This window comes from Acinetobacter sp. 25-47-130, assembly GCF_056779705.1.
In genome coordinates this window covers 132,741-148,609 of sequence record NZ_JBWYII010000002.1, presented here as the reverse complement: position 1 = coordinate 148,609, position 15,869 = coordinate 132,741, and the positions used below count along the sequence as shown (strand labels likewise).

The 15,869-nt window shown below is 37.1% G+C and carries 12 protein-coding genes; 6 read left to right on the top strand and 6 right to left on the bottom strand.

All coding sequences use genetic code 11. The annotated features are described in order from the left end of the window. Positions 1–134: 134 nt before the first annotated feature. The gene (locus tag AC1M83_RS04385; protein ID WP_481588578.1) at positions 135–416 is read left to right on the top strand and encodes a hypothetical protein; all 282 of its coding nucleotides are present in this window, start codon (positions 135–137) and stop codon (positions 414–416) included. Between the two features lie 62 nt (positions 417–478). Here AC1M83_RS04385 and AC1M83_RS04380 read toward each other — a convergent pair whose 3' ends face one another. Together AC1M83_RS04380 and AC1M83_RS04375 are read right to left on the bottom strand one after the other, a co-directional pair. Then, positions 479–1,675, bottom strand: coding sequence for a hypothetical protein (locus AC1M83_RS04380; RefSeq protein WP_481588579.1), 1,197 nt, complete (start codon positions 1,673–1,675; stop codon positions 479–481). Positions 1,676–2,103: 428 nt separating this feature from the next. After that, the gene (locus AC1M83_RS04375) at positions 2,104–2,817 is read right to left on the bottom strand and encodes a DsbA family oxidoreductase (protein WP_035265969.1); all 714 of its coding nucleotides are present in this window, start codon (positions 2,815–2,817) and stop codon (positions 2,104–2,106) included. A gap of 298 nt (positions 2,818–3,115) precedes the next feature. Between AC1M83_RS04375 and AC1M83_RS04370 the strand changes: the two genes are divergently transcribed. Then, a complete protein-coding gene (locus tag AC1M83_RS04370; protein WP_481590116.1) occupies positions 3,116–3,910 on the top strand; it encodes a hypothetical protein in 795 nt (264 codons plus the stop codon). A 54-nt stretch (positions 3,911–3,964) separates the two neighbouring features. Here the strand turns inward: AC1M83_RS04370 and AC1M83_RS04365 are convergent, their stop codons facing one another. Next, entirely contained in the window at positions 3,965–4,960 is a 996-nt protein-coding gene (locus AC1M83_RS04365; protein ID WP_481590115.1) for an Lnb N-terminal periplasmic domain-containing protein, read from the bottom strand. Positions 4,961–5,216: 256 nt separating this feature from the next. Here AC1M83_RS04365 and AC1M83_RS04360 point away from each other — a divergent pair, with 256 nt between their 5' ends. Both AC1M83_RS04360 and AC1M83_RS04355 read left to right on the top strand, forming a co-directional pair. Further along, positions 5,217–5,732, top strand: coding sequence for a hypothetical protein (locus AC1M83_RS04360; RefSeq protein WP_481590114.1), 516 nt, complete (start codon positions 5,217–5,219; stop codon positions 5,730–5,732). A gap of 121 nt (positions 5,733–5,853) precedes the next feature. Next, positions 5,854–8,766 (top strand): HD domain-containing protein, encoded by a 2,913-nt coding sequence (locus AC1M83_RS04355; RefSeq protein ID WP_481590113.1) that lies wholly within the window; start codon positions 5,854–5,856, stop codon positions 8,764–8,766. A 48-nt stretch (positions 8,767–8,814) separates the two neighbouring features. On the opposite strand, the gene fadA is transcribed toward AC1M83_RS04355, so the two are convergent. After that, positions 8,815–9,987, bottom strand: coding sequence for an acetyl-CoA C-acyltransferase FadA (gene fadA / locus AC1M83_RS04350; protein ID WP_481590112.1), 1,173 nt, complete (start codon positions 9,985–9,987; stop codon positions 8,815–8,817). Positions 9,988–9,999: 12 nt separating this feature from the next. Beyond that, complete coding sequence (fadB, locus tag AC1M83_RS04345; protein ID WP_481590111.1) at positions 10,000–12,153, bottom strand: fatty acid oxidation complex subunit alpha FadB; 2,154 nt, start codon at positions 12,151–12,153, stop codon at positions 10,000–10,002. Positions 12,154–12,658: 505 nt separating this feature from the next. On the opposite strand from fadB, the gene lpxO reads away from it, so the two are divergent. Together lpxO and AC1M83_RS04335 are read left to right on the top strand one after the other, a co-directional pair. Beyond that, positions 12,659–13,573 (top strand): lipid A hydroxylase LpxO, encoded by a 915-nt coding sequence (gene lpxO / locus AC1M83_RS04340; RefSeq protein ID WP_035265982.1) that lies wholly within the window; start codon positions 12,659–12,661, stop codon positions 13,571–13,573. A gap of 129 nt (positions 13,574–13,702) precedes the next feature. Beyond that, positions 13,703–14,656: a hypothetical protein gene (locus AC1M83_RS04335; protein WP_481590110.1), complete on the top strand. Its 954-nt coding sequence runs from the start codon at positions 13,703–13,705 to the stop codon at positions 14,654–14,656. Between the two features lie 35 nt (positions 14,657–14,691). On the opposite strand, the gene AC1M83_RS04330 is transcribed toward AC1M83_RS04335, so the two are convergent. Then, positions 14,692–15,738, bottom strand: coding sequence for an AAA family ATPase (locus AC1M83_RS04330; protein WP_180028651.1), 1,047 nt, complete (start codon positions 15,736–15,738; stop codon positions 14,692–14,694). Positions 15,739–15,869: the final 131 nt, after the last annotated feature.

Genomic DNA, 15,869 nt, shown 5'->3' with positions numbered 1-15,869 from the left:
TAAGCTTTGAGTTAAACTAGATAAATTTTTTCGATGTTAATGATAAAAAAACACGTCCAAGTTTTGATTTGTAAAACATATTAAACAATAATAATTAATCTATAATAGCGATCATTAAATATTGGGAATATTCTATGAAAACTTCAATGATGCTCGCATTTAGCATGTTTTGTTTGAGCTTAACCAATGTCACTTATGCAGAACAAGATGTGAAGAAAATTGTTCGAAATGATCGTGTAACCGTAGTGAAGCACCAGATTCCACAATTTGATATTAATCCTTTTGTGGATAGTAAACGTATCACACGCACAGATCGCGTCGGTTATGTTTTACCTAAAACTGAAGCTGAAGCATCTCCTAAAAAAACACGTATTACACGTAATGATCGTATCGTGATTCAAAAGCCTGTCATTTGAGAATCTAAGATCCAAAAAAAGCCCATCAATGATGGGCTTTTTTTTATGACTATTATCGAGCGTTAAAATCTAGCTTCAAGACGAACTAAAGCACGAGGATAGTGTGATCGATCTTCACGCTTGTCATTAAAATAGTTAAGATCACCTTGAACAAAGAACCATTCGCGGAATAAGGGTTGGCGCCAAGAAACAAAAGGTCCCCAACTGTTCATACGTAAATCATCTTCGTTGTAATAACCGCCTACATACATACCGTAGTTAAAGCGGTTATCATGGAAAAACTGATGTTGGCGATAGGTACGATTATCCCAAGTCCAATCATCATCCTGCTCATCCGCATAAGTTAGATAAAGCTGATTTGAAATAAATGCTTCATTTGGACGTGCTTGGGTGAGTTCCAAATTGGTTCTTAGATAATTTTCACTATCTATACCATAACGATAGATTTGTTCAGCATGAAAGGAAAAATCATTCCCGAGAGTCCAATCTTTTTTTGCCTTTAAGCGGGCATAAATGTCATCTCCAGATCGGATACCTAAATCAGCATCTAAATCGAAAGGTAATTTATCAGACAGTTGTGACCAACGTAAGGCGATAGAACTGTTATCTTCACGGATTCGCTTAGTGTCGACATTTTTGTCGGGATCACCAGCGGGATTTTCATTGGTAATGGCAATATTGTTGTCAATTTCATTATCCAGTGAATCATCACCAAAGACTAAACTTAATTTACGCTCTAAGGTTGGTAAGTCGATTTTACCGCGTATACGTGGCTTGAATTCGTAATCATCATACTTATTCCATTTATTATCAAAGATTACACGTAGCGTTGCTTTGGCGGTTTCATCTTCATAACCTTCACCAAACCAACCATCGATTCGCTGTGCAGTTCGGTCTGCCCATTGGCGAATCGATTTTTGACGTCGGTCAATCCATGATAAATCTTCAGTCACTTGGGTCGGAGCGTATATTTTTTTATTGGATTGTTCTGGGAATAGTGTCGGCGTTGCATCAACCATGCGAGGAACGTAGTTAATCCAACCTAAGCTATTTTCATCCGATGTTGGCCAGTCTTTTTGTTGAAATTCTAAAGGATAGTCTAAAGTAGGGAATTCGCTACTGACACTAATTTCATCTGTTTGATAAGGATCAGTCAAGTGATCTATCTGATCTTGGCTATACACGAAAGTACTTAAAAAGCTACAACTTAAGACAAGACTTAAGGTTGACGGTTTGAATTGCTGCATGATTCTTTTCATATTCGCTCTAAGTCATTTTCATTGTTAAGCCACTGAATTTATTTATAAAATTAAAAATGGGCTTAAGCATCGTGATATTATTAAAAATCAATGTTTGATCTATTCTAATGAATTGTTCAACAAAATTCACAATAAACAACAATGAATTTATAGTCATTTAAAATTAGAACAGATAATGAGAAGACTTAAAACTGAAATAATTTTATTAAATAATTGTTTTATAGATAAAAAAAGACCTCCTTGGGGAAAGAGGTCTATAAAAATTTACCATGTATAGAGTCATGCAGTGAATCTATACATGAAGTATATTCAGTTCCGATTCACTTGAATAGGCTTGTTTATGCAACGCTGAATTCTATTTTTATAACAGTCTAAATATGGCTTAAGTCATGCAACCTTAAGCCAGTATTTAGTTTCTCGAAGATGTTTTATGATTTGCTTGGTGGCACGTCACAATGTTCATCAGTACAAGTTTCTGCATCTTCAACAGTGGGTTGATCTGTTTGTTCATTGGCAGTCGTTAATACTTTGTTGATCACATCTTGGAAGACTTGAGTCGGTTGAGCACCAGCCAAAGCCACACGCTGATCGAATACAAAAAATGGTACGCCAGTCACTTTTAATTGATCACGTGCAAGTTCTTCATCAAATTGGACAAAATCGGCATATTGATCAGAATCCAAAATATCATCCACTTCAACTGGATTTAAACCAATGCGCGAAGCAACATCTTCGAGGGTTTCACGCTCGCCAATGGCTAAACCTTGGGTCATATAGCTATAGAAAAAGGCTTCTTTTGCTTCCGAACCCAATCCTAAGCTTTGTGCATGATGAATAATTCGATGGGCGTTAAATGTATTCCCTGAGTTGGCATTTTCCCAATTGAACTCGATGCCTTCTGCTTTTGCCATTTCCGCAATATTGCGTTGCATTTCTTCAACTTCAGCGACAGTACGCCCATATTTCAATGCCAAACGTTCGCTATTTGAGACTTCTTGACGTGGCGGTGCATCAGGATCTAGCTGAAAACTGTGCCAATGGACTTCAAGTTCTACACCAGTTGCAGCTGCTGCTGCTTCTAAACGTTTTTTTCCGATATAGCAAAAAGGGCATACTACATCTGACCACACATCTACACGCATAAAAAATCTCTAATCATCATTTATGAATCTATAGTGTGGGCAATGACAACAAAATTAAAGGTCTAAATCTGAAACGCAGAGTTTCAATCCGATATATTTCTGTCGAAAATATGAATTTTGCGTAATAAATTATTGAAACTTGATCACAGAATCACGAATAAATCGACAAAATCACAGCAATATCCACTAAATTCATTCCTATTTCTGCTTAAAAAATATGCTATACATTACACATCATGTGCTTGTCATTGTTCGCAAGTGGTTCATTACTCAAACAAAAAAAGGATAGGAGTTTGAGATGCGCGGAATTTTAGCGGTGGTTATCGTCATGGTGACCTTATTATTTGGTTATTGTGCCTACGCGCAAAATGAGAAAAATGATGAAGTGCAACGTCAACAATTTGATTTGGTGATGACGGAAAAAATTGAGCAGCTTTATGTTCAAGCGAAGGATTGGAAAACCCCTCTGAATTTTAAAGTTGAAGATGAGCGTTTGGATGGTGACTATAAATTACTTTCTGAATTTATTTTGAAGTATTGGGTAGACAATATTGAATCACGAAATATGTATTTACGTGAGTTAGATCAAGCCAAGTGGGATGAGTTTCTGAACGTTCATCGCCTAGAATTAGATAAAAAGAATAAATATCAAGACACCGAAAAGATGTTTGTCCAAGTGAAGAAAATTCAATCTGAATATCAAACGCGTGACCAGCAAATTTATGCGACAGCTTTACAAGCGCTTGATGCTTTGGAGATGAAAGCAGACTTGCGTGAGCCAATGAAAGAAAAGTTAAAATTCAGCCGACAGCATAATAACGATCAAGCTTTGTTTGCTTTAGAACTTAAAATCACAAAAAAAGCTGAAGAAATGTTTGAGTTTTTGAAGAATCATGACTGGCAACGCCGTAATGAAATGATCCTATTTAAAAGTGATCTCAGTGTGAATCGCTTTAACGAGTTATATCGTGAATTAAATCAATTACAACGCGAAATTGATCAGTTAAAAAATCAAAATGCCGAGGTGATTGAAGCACAAACAGTAAATCAAAGTCCAAGTTCAGAGCCTGCTGTTCAGCAAGAAACGCCATAAACAATCTTTCTTAGTTGTTTCTTTCAGCGTGGTTATAAAAAAAGGACGCCTGCTTTACTCACGGAGTAAGGCAGAAAAGGCTTTACTTGAAAGTAAATGTACATCATGTACATGCTCAATTTTAGGATTAATATGTGCTTTTTCTTTCCATTGATCTAAGGTGATACCATTATCGAGGACTTTTTTGTCATATAAATAGTTTGGAATTAAACCTGGTAAGGTCACGCGATAATCTCGTGGAATTTGTCCTACTGCATGTTCTAATAAATCAAACAAGATGGTCGTACAATTACTGATATAGGTGTTATACCAAACTGGGGTATGATTCAGTCGATTGGCTTTGTTTAGGAATTCTAAAAACAACATCTGAATTTCGGTTTGATTCATTTGAATCGGATAAATATAGACATCTTCTTCGCGAATATTTGAGCGGGTATAAATCAAATCATTTTCATCGCCTACGACCAGTGCCAATTCATACTGCCGAAAAAACCCACCAATGGTGGAGAATCCTTCATCTTTTTCCTGACGAACTTCTAAAGAAAATGCGAGATGTTCACCATCATCAAAACCAAATGTAATAAAAACATGCGCAATAGGACCTTGCATAAAATGTGATACCACTAAATCTATACGATCTAACTTTTCTAAATCGTATTGTCGTGTTTCCCATCGCGTCACGTAGTCTTTATCACTGTGCCAAATAAAATTTCTGACATTCTGTAATTCCACTTTGCCATCTTTGAATTGGAATTGAATAATTTTGTCGGTTTCATCCTGCCAAACGCGATCATTGCGTGGTTCTAAGGAAAAAAAGCTAATCATGGCAATCAAAAAAATAACCAAATACGCCCATGTGAAATAGGGCTTATAGCTGTGTTGCTTGAAATGGAATATCCCTGTAATGATGGTAAGTCCACCCCAAAACAAGATCAGTACATAAGTGAAAATGGCATTAACAGGCTGATGTGTCCAGATGAATAAGATTGCCCAGAGTGATGTGAGACATAAAAATATAACGAGTAGGCTGTTTTTTATTTTAGTTTTCATGGCTGATGGATATGTATGAGTTTTCTATTTTTATAATGAATTGAAGTTAAGCTTTGAAGTCCATATTTGTAAAATCAGTCCGAGTCTTGAAATTCAGTTGCTTAGCAAAACTTTTAAAAAACACTTGAAACCATTTATCTGAGTACTGATGAATACGTAAATAAATTGGTGTAGTTTAATTAAAGAATAGCTCTATTTGTTTAGTTATTCTTGTTCCTGATGCTCAATTTGAACGATGCATGTCAGAGTCTTACTTATGACTAATTCTAAATTATGTTTGATGTTCGGTGTGATCTCAGCTTTGCTGATGAGTTTGACTCATGCTGAAGATGTTGCAAGCCTGCCTTCAATTCAATTGTTGGCGGACGATGATTTACGTGATGAAGTTGTGACGACTGTTACACCTTTTCAAGAAGATCAAAAGGTGCGTCAATCTTTGCAACATCAAGTGATCAAAAAAGAGCAGGATATTCAAAATGCTGCTTTAGAGCAAAGTTCACCTGCACTGAATATTCAACCGAAAACCCCAGTACCTGATATGAGTCATCTATCACCTTTACAGCAGCAATATGTTTTGTCTGTTGCAGCAGGTTTACAGTCGAATGATCCGAGTTCTGGCATTTTTAGAATGTTAGAACCTTTGGGGATTGATCGGGAAAAAGCATTGAATTATGTACGTCAGGGAGGAGGCGCGATTCCAGTGACCTTTGATGAGCAACGGTTAAATCAGTTGTTGGGTGATGGATGGCGTGGTGGTGGTGAGAGAAATTAGACTTTAACAGTTCAATTAGTTAAATATAAGTTTCTATTTAATAATAAAAATAATTAATTATTAGTTGAAATAGTGCCTATTGGTTATTATAAGAACAACCTTATAACATTGATAATTTCTTATGAGCACTCGATTAATAGCCCATTTAAAAAAGAAATGTGAAGCAGATGCTAACGTAGCAATTTTATATGCTCAATGGGAGTTTGATCAGAAATTAGTAGGGAAAGCTTTAGAAAATATTGGTGGATTCTATCCGCATTTTAGTAATCACAATGCATCGCACTCACAGCAAATTTTAGTCAATATTGAGCGTATTTTAGGTGATGATATTGATTTTCTTAGTGCTACCGATACGTGGTTAATTCTTGAAGCGGCATATTGGCATGATGTTGGGATGTTGGTAGATGCAAAAAATGCTAAAGAAGCGCATTCCAATCCTGATTTTAATTTCATGATACAAACTATTGCGAATGAACAAGGGCATGACTTACAGAAATTTTGCCAAGTATATATAGAAAATAATTGGCTATCAGCAATAGGAACTTTAGATCATCCTTTTGATGGGGTTGAAAAATATCGTCAATTGATTGCTGAGTGGTTTAGACGAGGTCATGACAAGCGAGTTGGAAAATTAGTTGAAGATCCGTTTAAAGACTTAGGAATCACTTCACCTAGAACAGAGCTTCTTCCAAATCGAATCTATCGTTATTTAGGGCAAATTTGTGTCTCTCACGGTATGAATTTTAGTAATTTGATGGAGATAATCCCTTATAAACAGACAGGTTTGGGAACTGAAAATTGTCATCCAAGATTTATAGGCTGTTTGCTTCGTTTAGGAGATTTATTTGATTTAGATGACAATCGTTTTTGTCCTGTTATGGCAAAACATGTCAGTAATATGCCTTCAGTAAGTAAACATCATCATGACAAGCATTTATCTTTACGTGAGTTTCAACTTGATAAACGAACTGTAAAGCTTGTTGCGGAATGTCCTGATGAAATATCTTATGTCGAAACACAAAATTGGTTTGGATGGATACGTGAAGAATTTCAAAACCAAATGTCGCAATGGAATTTAATTGTTCCTGATTTGAAATTTGGCTCATTACCGACAATTGAGCAATTAGATGTCAAGATGGAGGTAAAGTATGAGAGTGGAGTAAAAAAAGAAAAATTACTTCTTAATAACAAACCAATGAAATTTAAATTAGATGAAAAGAATGCGATGGAGTTGCTACAAGGTGCGAACTTGTATAGTGATGAATACAGTATATATCGTGAACTAATACAGAATTCTATTGATGCGACGATGCTGAGGATTTGGCTTGAAGAGGATCAAGAAAAACTGAAGGAATTACATCCCTATCATGAAGATTTTTTAAAAATTCTCGAAAAATATCCGCTGAGACTAGAAATAAATAAGGTTAAAAATATCGAAGGGTCATTGGATAGTATTTGGGAGTTTCAAATCATAGACCAAGGTGTTGGGATGAGTGTGGTCGATCTTGGTTATATGCAGACAATGGCGGGATCTAATAAAAATACTCAGAAAAAGAAAATAATTAATGAAATGCCTCAATGGATGAGGCCTTCGGGCGAGTTTGGAATAGGTTTGCACAGTGCATTTCTTTTAACAAAAGACTTACCGATTGAATTTCAGAGTATCAGATTTGATACGCATAGTTATTTTTCTCATGATAGCTTAGATATTGAAATGTCTTCACCTTTAGGTGGGAAGCAAGGATATTGTTTTATAACAAAAAATTTAGGTGATAATAGGAAGGTCGGGACAGCCACAAAGTTCTATATAAAAGTTAATTTTGATTTAGAAAAAATCAACGATAATGAAAAACTTAGTTTGCTGAATAATGTTGATGCTTTTGAAAATAAATGGAGTGAATCTCAAAAGGAAAGGATATATGAGCGAATATTAAAAAATGCACCAATTTATACTTCAGGATTTTCAAAAGAAATAATTTCAGATGTTATTTGGGATAAAGAAAAACAAGTTGCATTCTATCTGAAGCCAAATATTGAAGTTAAGGAATTGAGAACTGAATTTTTATTTAAGGGTCAAAGTGTAGGGATTAATGATTATAGGAGTTATCCACTTTCTCACATTCACAATTGTGATTATCTAGTTGATATTTATGGTGCTTATGCGAAAGATATATTGAATATTAGTAGGGATTACTGGAACATTAATTTCGAATACACTCATGGTGAATTTTTAACAGAGTTATATAAAAAATTCATACGCTGTAAAGAGGGAAAAGAAAATGATTTATTAAGATTAATTTATGGTGAAAGTCATAGATTCGAGGAATTTACTACACACGAATGGGTAGATTATTCTATTGGTAAATACAGAATAAAAGATATATTAGCAGAAGGTAGTTTTTATATTTTAAATATAAGTCAACATCAAGAAAATTATGAAAAAAAGAAGAAAAATCTTAGTGAATTTTTTTCCAAATATATCATTGTTGAGCCAGAAAATGACTCAGACTATATTCTTATCGAAGCTTTGAATAGATTTTGTCAAATTTACTCATATGATATATATGATTTGAGAAATAAAGAGTCGAAAATACAATATCCTGAACTTTTTGGTGTAAGTTTCTATACTAAAAATAATAGCTATCCTGAAAAAGTAATTGAGAGTTTATATTGGGATAAAAACCAATCTATAGATTTTAGTGAAACTAAAGAAGAAAATGAGTTTAGATTTCTATGGAAATCTTTATTGAAATCAGATGAAGTTGGGTATTATGGTATTGAATATATAAGTAAAAGTTCTAATAAGACCAGTCTTTTAGATGAGTTTGAAATTCTTTTTTTTCATCGAGATGATGAGCCTTGGAGAGAAAAGGAAATTCTTTCACCTTATCAAAATTTAAATGGAGTGATAGAGCTTTTAGACTTAGATACTTTAAGTATATATGTCGCCAATAGAAAGGGTGATCTAAAAAAATTAGAAAAATATAAGGATGCATATAAAAAATTAGTTTTAGAAATTGATAAGTATAAATAGAAAAAACCCCGCATTAAGCGGGGTTTCTTTTGGTCACGTATTTAAAACTTAAACACGTTCGATCACAGTTGCGATACCTTGACCTAAACCAATACACATCGTCGCAAGACCGATTTGTGTATCTTGTTGTTCCATCACGTTCAACAACGTCGTTGTGATACGTGCACCAGAACAACCCAATGGGTGACCAAGTGCAATCGCACCACCGTTTAAGTTCACGATGTCTTGTTTGTCATGTAAACCTAGACCTTTCAATACTGAAAGACCTTGAGCAGCAAATGCTTCGTTTAACTCAACAGTTTGAATGTCACCAATGCTCAAGCCAGCACGTTTAAGCGCTTTTTGAGTTGCTGGAACTGGACCATAACCCATGATCGCAGCATCACAACCTGCAACCGCCATAGAGCGAATTACAGCACGTGGCTTAAGACCTAATGCTTGCGCACGCTCAGCAGACATCAATAACATTGCAGATGCACCGTCAGACAATGCCGATGATGTAGCAGCAGTCACTGTACCGCCTTTAGGGTCAAACACAGGACGTAACGCTTTAAATGCTTCAAGGTTCGCATCTGGACGTATCACTTCATCTACATCACATAGGATTTTGAAGCCATTTGCATCATGACCTTCAACACCAATGATTTCGTTTTTGAAACGACCTTCTTGAGTAGCAGCCCAAGCACGACGGTGAGATTCAACACCAAAAGCGTCTTGCTCTTCACGGCTAATGCCATTCATACGACCTAACATTTCAGCCGTTAAGCCCATCATGTTAGATGCTTTTGCATAATGTTTAGATGCTTGTGGGTTCAAGTCGATACCATGCATCATGGCAACGTGGCCCATATGCTCAACACCACCAATGATGAAGATATCACCTTGGTTAGTCGCAATTTGAGCAGCTGCGGTATGAATTGCTTGCATTGAAGAACCGCAAAGACGGTTAACAGTTTGACCTGCAACAGTTTTTGGTAAGTCTGCCAATAACACGATGTTACGACCGATGTTCATGCCTTGCTCTAGAGTTTGGTTCACACAACCCCAGATCACATCTTCAACTTCGTTCACATCAAACTGGTTACGAGCAACCAATGCACGAACTAATTCAGCAGATAAGTTATCGGCACGTACATTGCGGAACATACCATTTTTGGTTTTACCCATTGCTGAACGTACGCCATCAACGATGACAACGTCACGTGGATTTAAAGTAGCCATTCACGTTGCTCCTTAACCGTAGAATTTTTTATTGTTAGCAGCCATGTCACGCAACATTTGTGGCGCTTCATAAGCCTTACCTAAATGCGCATACTTGTCGCAAAGCGCAACATACTCAGCTACACCAGTTTGATCGATGTAACGGCATGGACCACCACGGAATGGAGGGAAGCCTACACCCATGATCATTGCCATATCTGCTTCGTTTGGTGTTGCAACGATGTTGTCTTCTAAGCAACGAACAGTTTCGTTACAGAAAGCAATCATCATACGGTCAATGATCTCTTGAGGATCAAATTCACGTTTTTCACCAGTCACGACAGAAGCAATTACGTCATACGCTGTTGGATCAACAGTTTTTGCTTTCTTGCCTTTCTTGTCCAATTCATATTTGTAGAAACCAACATCGTTCTTTTGACCAAGACGTTGTGCTTCATACATTGTTTGGATTGAACCTTTGAAATCAGGCTTCATACGGTCAGGGAAACCTTCAGCCATCACTTCTGCACCGTGAACGCCAGTATCAATACCGACAACGTCCATTAAGTATGCAGGACCCATTGGCCAGCCAAATTTTTCCATCACTTTGTCGACTTGTTGGAAGTCAGCGCCGTCTTTAAGAAGAAGGTCAAACGCACCAAAGTAAGGGAACAATACGCGGTTTACAAGGAAGCCCGGGCAGTCATTGACAACGATAGGAGTTTTACCCATTTTTTGAGCGAGGACGACAGTCGTTGCAATCGCTTCAGGTGAAGTTTTTTCACCACGAATGACTTCAACCAAAGGCATCATATGCACTGGGTTAAAGAAGTGCATCCCTACAAAGTTCTCAGGACGTTCAAGGTTTTCAGCCAAACGCGTGATTGAGATCGTAGAAGTGTTTGATGCAATGATCGTGTTTTCACGTACTTTAGATTCAGTTTCTTTGAGTACGATGCCTTTCACTTTCGGGTTTTCAGTTACCGCTTCGATCACGATATCGACTTCTTTAAACTCATCATAGCTTAATGTCGGACGGATACGTGCAAGCGTTTCACCCATTTGAGCAGGCTTGATTTTCTTACGTTCAACTTGTTTAGTCAGAAGACCGTTTGCTTCTTTCATTCCTAAAGCAAGTTGTGGGTTACCAATATCTTTCATGATAATTGGTGTGCCTTTGCTTGCCGCTTGATAAGCAATACCACCACCCATGATACCTGCACCAAGTACTGCAGCTTGATTTACAGGGTGAGCGCCTTGTTCATATTTTTTCGAAGTTTTCTTCACAACTTGGTCGTTGATGAATAGACCAATCAACGCGCCTGCTTGTGGCGTTACCGCTGCTTTTGCAAAGTGTTCAGCTTCTTGGCGAAGTGCACCAGCACGATCTAAGCTTGAACCTGCTTGCATAGAATCAAGCAATAATTTTGGCGCAGGGTATTGTGCAGGATTAGCTTTCGCAAGCACCACACCTTTAGACGAGTTGAAAGCCATCATTTGTTCTAATGGATTCAACTTAATTGGATCTAATTTTTCTTGACGCTTCGCTTTCCAGTCTAAACGACCTTCGATTGCTTGTTTAACGATAGAGATCGCAGCATCTTGTAATTTATCAGCAGCAACCACCGCATCGACCGCACCATCTTTAAGTGCAGCAGGTGCTTTTTTCGGGTTCGCCATTGCCATCCATTCAACAGCGTTATCGATACCGATTACACGGCTTAGACGAACGGTACCACCGAAACCAGGAATGATCCCAAGTTTAATTTCTGGAAGACCAACTTGTGCTGATTCTGACATCACGCGATAGTCACACACCAAGCACATTTCGAAACCGCCGCCCAATGCCATACCATTGATTGCAGCAACTTTAGGAATATTTAAATCTTCGAATGAATTGAAAATTTCATGAATAGGCATCGCCCAATCTACAATGACTTGTTCGCCTTGCGCAAAGTTTTCACCAAACTCAGTGATGTCTGCACCAACGATAAATGTAGATTTACCAGATGTAACGATAAGACCTTTAATCTCAGCGTTTGATTGAACAGCAGCAATTGCAGCTTTAAAGTCGTCAATTGTTGCGCGGTTGAATTTATTAACCGACTCACCTTGTAAGTCAAAGCGGAATTCTGCAATTCCGTCCGAAAGCATTTGGACGGTAATGGCATTGCCAGCGTGGATCATGCCCTGATCTCCTTTTTTTTGGAGGACTTCTAAGTTGATGTTGTGAAGCAAGTGCGTATTTCCTGCGCACATTAAAGCTTCGCTAATCTTACGATAACTATATCGAAAAAGAACATAACAAGTTGTATCAAGCCGTGACGCAATGGTCATCTATTTATTGCACCAGCATGCGTTATAAAACAGCAGATGCGCATGTAGAGTTTGTTCTTCTTACAATAAAGCGATTGTTTCAATTGGCATTTTATTTAAAAACACTTCAACTTATATCTGGGGTAGGTAGGTAATTTCAAGTTATTTTGCACTTTAAATTTCGTCATAAAAGTCAATAAACTGAAATATAAAGCCATCAAAAGTCTATTTGTAGAACACAATGTTTCGTTGTTTGGGGTAGTCGTTATACAATTTACGTGATTATCTATACATCTAAATTGGAACAATTCACTTCCAATTTAGGTGCAGCATCTCTTCATTTAACCCGCTAACCAAAGATAAACCGAGTCAATCAATGATCAAGTGGATTATTCTCGCGATATTCATCATATCGGCACTGTATATTCAACGTCGTGGAAAAGTACGACATTCGTTCTATCGTCAATTCTTTGATCATTCGACCATTTTGGCACCTATTAATTTTTTGATGTATATGTTCTCTAAGGTGCCAAACCAGCCTTATATCGACACACAGCATTTTAAAGATTTAAAAGTGTTAGATGAAAATTGGGAAATGATTCGTGATGAAGCCAAAGCTTTATATGAGCAGGGTGGGATCAAAGCCTCTGAAAAATATGATGACCTAGGCTTTAATTCATTTTTTAAAACTGGTTGGAAGCGTTTTTATTTAAAATGGTATGACTCTGCACATCCTTCAGCAGCAGAACTGTGCCCTAAAACGACAGCATTGCTTAAAACATTGCCAACCATTAAAGCGGCGATGTTTACTGAGCTTGCTCCTGATAGTCGATTGGTTCGTCATCGTGATCCTTATGCGGGATCTTTACGCTATCATTTAGGGTTGTTGACGCCAAATGATGATCGTTGCTTTATTGATGTAGATGGTCAGCGATATTCATGGAGAGATGGTGAAAGCGTTGTGTTTGATGAAACCTACATTCATTATGCAGAAAACACGACGGATCAAAATCGTATTATTTTCTTTGCTGATGTAGAGCGCCCTTTAAAGACACGTTGGATGGAACGGTTTAATCATTGGTTTGGTAAAAATGTAATGACTGCGGCAAGTTCACCGAATGAAGCAGGGGATCAAACGGGTGGTCTGAACAAAGCATTTGGTTATATTTATCGCTTGCGTGTGAAAGCAAAAGCACTGAAAGCGAAGAACCGTCAGTTATATTACTTTTTAAAATGGTTCTTGATGTTAGGGATATTCTTCCTGATTTTTATTCGACCTTATGTGTTTTAAGACCATTTAGATCAAAATGCGCCTCAGGGCGCATTTTTTAATTTTACTTAAAATGATGTAAATTAAAATTGAGAAGTTGTTCAATAAAAGCTATTCTTTTGTGTGTAAAATATACAAAAGAAAATTCAAATGAATCTCAAAAAAACAATATTAGTACTAAGTGTTTTACCGTTTTTTTTAAGTGCCTGTGGCGGCGGTGGGTCGGGAGATTCGTATGAATCATCACCGAGTACACAATTTCGAAACGGTGATCAACTCTATTCAATTTACTATAATTCCAATGATCGATTCGGCTTAAATTATATTGAATTTCAAAATGGACAATTTACTTATACGGATAGTTTTAAACCGTTGAATAGTGTGATTGTGACGCGAAATCGTATCTATCAAACCTATGATCAAGCCCAAAATACGCTTAGTGTGAATAGTCCTAGTCATTGGACGATGAATATCATTGGTGACATCCAAACGGATATCGAAATGGAGCGTGTAAACCTATCGGGTAAAAATGTTTTTGATACAGTTTTACCAGGTTATCGCAACATTGATCGAAATGATTTGAGCCCTAATGTGAGATTGTTTATCGCCAAAGATGGTCTTAAAAATTTTTCTTCAGGTAGCTATTGTTATAGAAAGAAAGCAGAACAAAACCGAGTAGATTATTTACAACTCTATCCAAACACCAGTGAACCATTGGAAGAGAGTTTTAACCAATTTTATGAAGATAACTTGCTGTATCTTGATCTTTTAAATGAAAAAAATCCAATAGTTAAATTTCAACTTGCTAAAGATCGTTGGATGGGTATGAATTTTAGCAGTATTTTTGACACCAGTATGAAGATTAGTTTAGATGATTCAACAGCCATTGAATTTGAAAGCAAACTATATCCTGCTGAATATCATCAAACTTTGAAGCGTACGACTGATGATGAATATAAACTCTATGAAAAATTGTTAATGAACGATGATGTTGCAGAAAATAGACAGCGTTATCAGTTGTTAATGGCAAATATTGAAAAAGGGTGTACGTATTATAATAAAACGGCAGCAGAATCCTTTGTCACGATTCCCGGTTTAAGATGATTTGTTTAAAAAAAGCCCATAATGGGCTTTTTTTATTAATTGATGATCGTGAGCTGACCGTCTTTGCAATCCAGCTTGAGATGAAGTTGATCTGGATGCTTTAGAAAGTAGATCGCAATAATGGGTTCTAGTTCAGTTCTTATTTTACGTGCTAAATGACGTGCCCCAAAGCGGATATCATGACCCTGATAGAAATATGCTTTGGCAAGGTCTGATAAATGAACCTGACGTTTTTGATGTTGCAAACGAATATTGAGTTTTTCCAGTTCAATATCTACCAATTTAGGGAGTGCATCATCTTGAACAGGTTGATAATGAAGGACACGATCAATTCGATTCAGAAATTCGGGATCAAAACTGCGATGCAGTATTTTTTCAATAATGGCTTTCGTGGGTAAGCGTTTTAAACATAGATTCTGAAGTTTTTGCGGTAAAACATTTAATTTATCTAAATATTGTTGTGCTGCGCGTGCTCCTGCATTACTGGTCATAAAGATCATACAATTACGAAAGTCAATCGTTTTTGTTCCAGCAGTAAGGGTTAGGCGACCTGTATCCAACACATTCATTAAGCCACGAATCACTTCGGGAGAGGCTTTTTCAAGTTCATCAAACAGCATAATGCCAGGACGGGTATGAGAGCCATTAATCGCAGTTTCATCGAATAAACTATGACCTTCTTTTGAACCGACATATCCAGGCGGAGCGCCTGTTAAAGCGGCTGCATAATGTTCTTGAGCCAGTGTATTCATATCGATACGACAAAATGCATCAGGACGACCATAAATCGCTTCAGCAATCAAACGAACAGTCTCTGTTTTACCAACACCTGTTGGTCCAAGCATTAAGGTGACGGACAAGGGGCGTTCAGGACTTGAAAAGTCAGCTTTGACCACGTGAAGCATTTTTTCGATTTCATCTAAGGCTGGATTTTGCCCAATGATACGATCACGCAATAACTGCATCACTTTGGCTGGTTCAAAATGAAAGCGAGACTTTCCAATGAGTCGATCTTTTTCTGAAGGACTATGGGATGAGAGTGCAGGTTGTATGGCGTGAAAAGCACGATCGGTCGCAGTCATGTTGGCGCATCCATGAATGAATCAGTTGAAAAGCATATCAAACTTGAATTTAACAACTCAGACTTTTTAACAATCAGCTGATTATCAAATCTGCGATCATTGCTCTGAACTGTTGGATCAACAAGGTTTTA

Excerpts from the sequence above, each read along its gene's own strand:
- AC1M83_RS04355 (WP_481590113.1), top strand. The coding sequence starts at position 5,854 with ATGAGCACTCGATTAATAGCCCATTTAAAAAAGAAATGTGAAGCAGAT.
- AC1M83_RS04365 (WP_481590115.1), bottom strand. The coding sequence starts at position 4,960 with ATGAAAACTAAAATAAAAAACAGCCTACTCGTTATATTTTTATGTCTC.
- AC1M83_RS04335 (WP_481590110.1), top strand. The coding sequence starts at position 13,703 with ATGAATCTCAAAAAAACAATATTAGTACTAAGTGTTTTACCGTTTTTT.
- lpxO (WP_035265982.1), top strand. The coding sequence starts at position 12,659 with ATGATCAAGTGGATTATTCTCGCGATATTCATCATATCGGCACTGTAT.
- AC1M83_RS04380 (WP_481588579.1), bottom strand. The coding sequence starts at position 1,675 with ATGAAAAGAATCATGCAGCAATTCAAACCGTCAACCTTAAGTCTTGTC.
- AC1M83_RS04330 (WP_180028651.1), bottom strand. The coding sequence starts at position 15,738 with ATGACTGCGACCGATCGTGCTTTTCACGCCATACAACCTGCACTCTCA.
- AC1M83_RS04385 (WP_481588578.1), top strand. The coding sequence starts at position 135 with ATGAAAACTTCAATGATGCTCGCATTTAGCATGTTTTGTTTGAGCTTA.
- AC1M83_RS04370 (WP_481590116.1), top strand. The coding sequence starts at position 3,116 with ATGCGCGGAATTTTAGCGGTGGTTATCGTCATGGTGACCTTATTATTT.
- AC1M83_RS04375 (WP_035265969.1), bottom strand. The coding sequence starts at position 2,817 with ATGCGTGTAGATGTGTGGTCAGATGTAGTATGCCCTTTTTGCTATATC.
- fadA (WP_481590112.1), bottom strand. The coding sequence starts at position 9,987 with ATGGCTACTTTAAATCCACGTGACGTTGTCATCGTTGATGGCGTACGT.
- AC1M83_RS04360 (WP_481590114.1), top strand. The coding sequence starts at position 5,217 with ATGACTAATTCTAAATTATGTTTGATGTTCGGTGTGATCTCAGCTTTG.
- fadB (WP_481590111.1), bottom strand. The coding sequence starts at position 12,153 with ATGATCCACGCTGGCAATGCCATTACCGTCCAAATGCTTTCGGACGGA.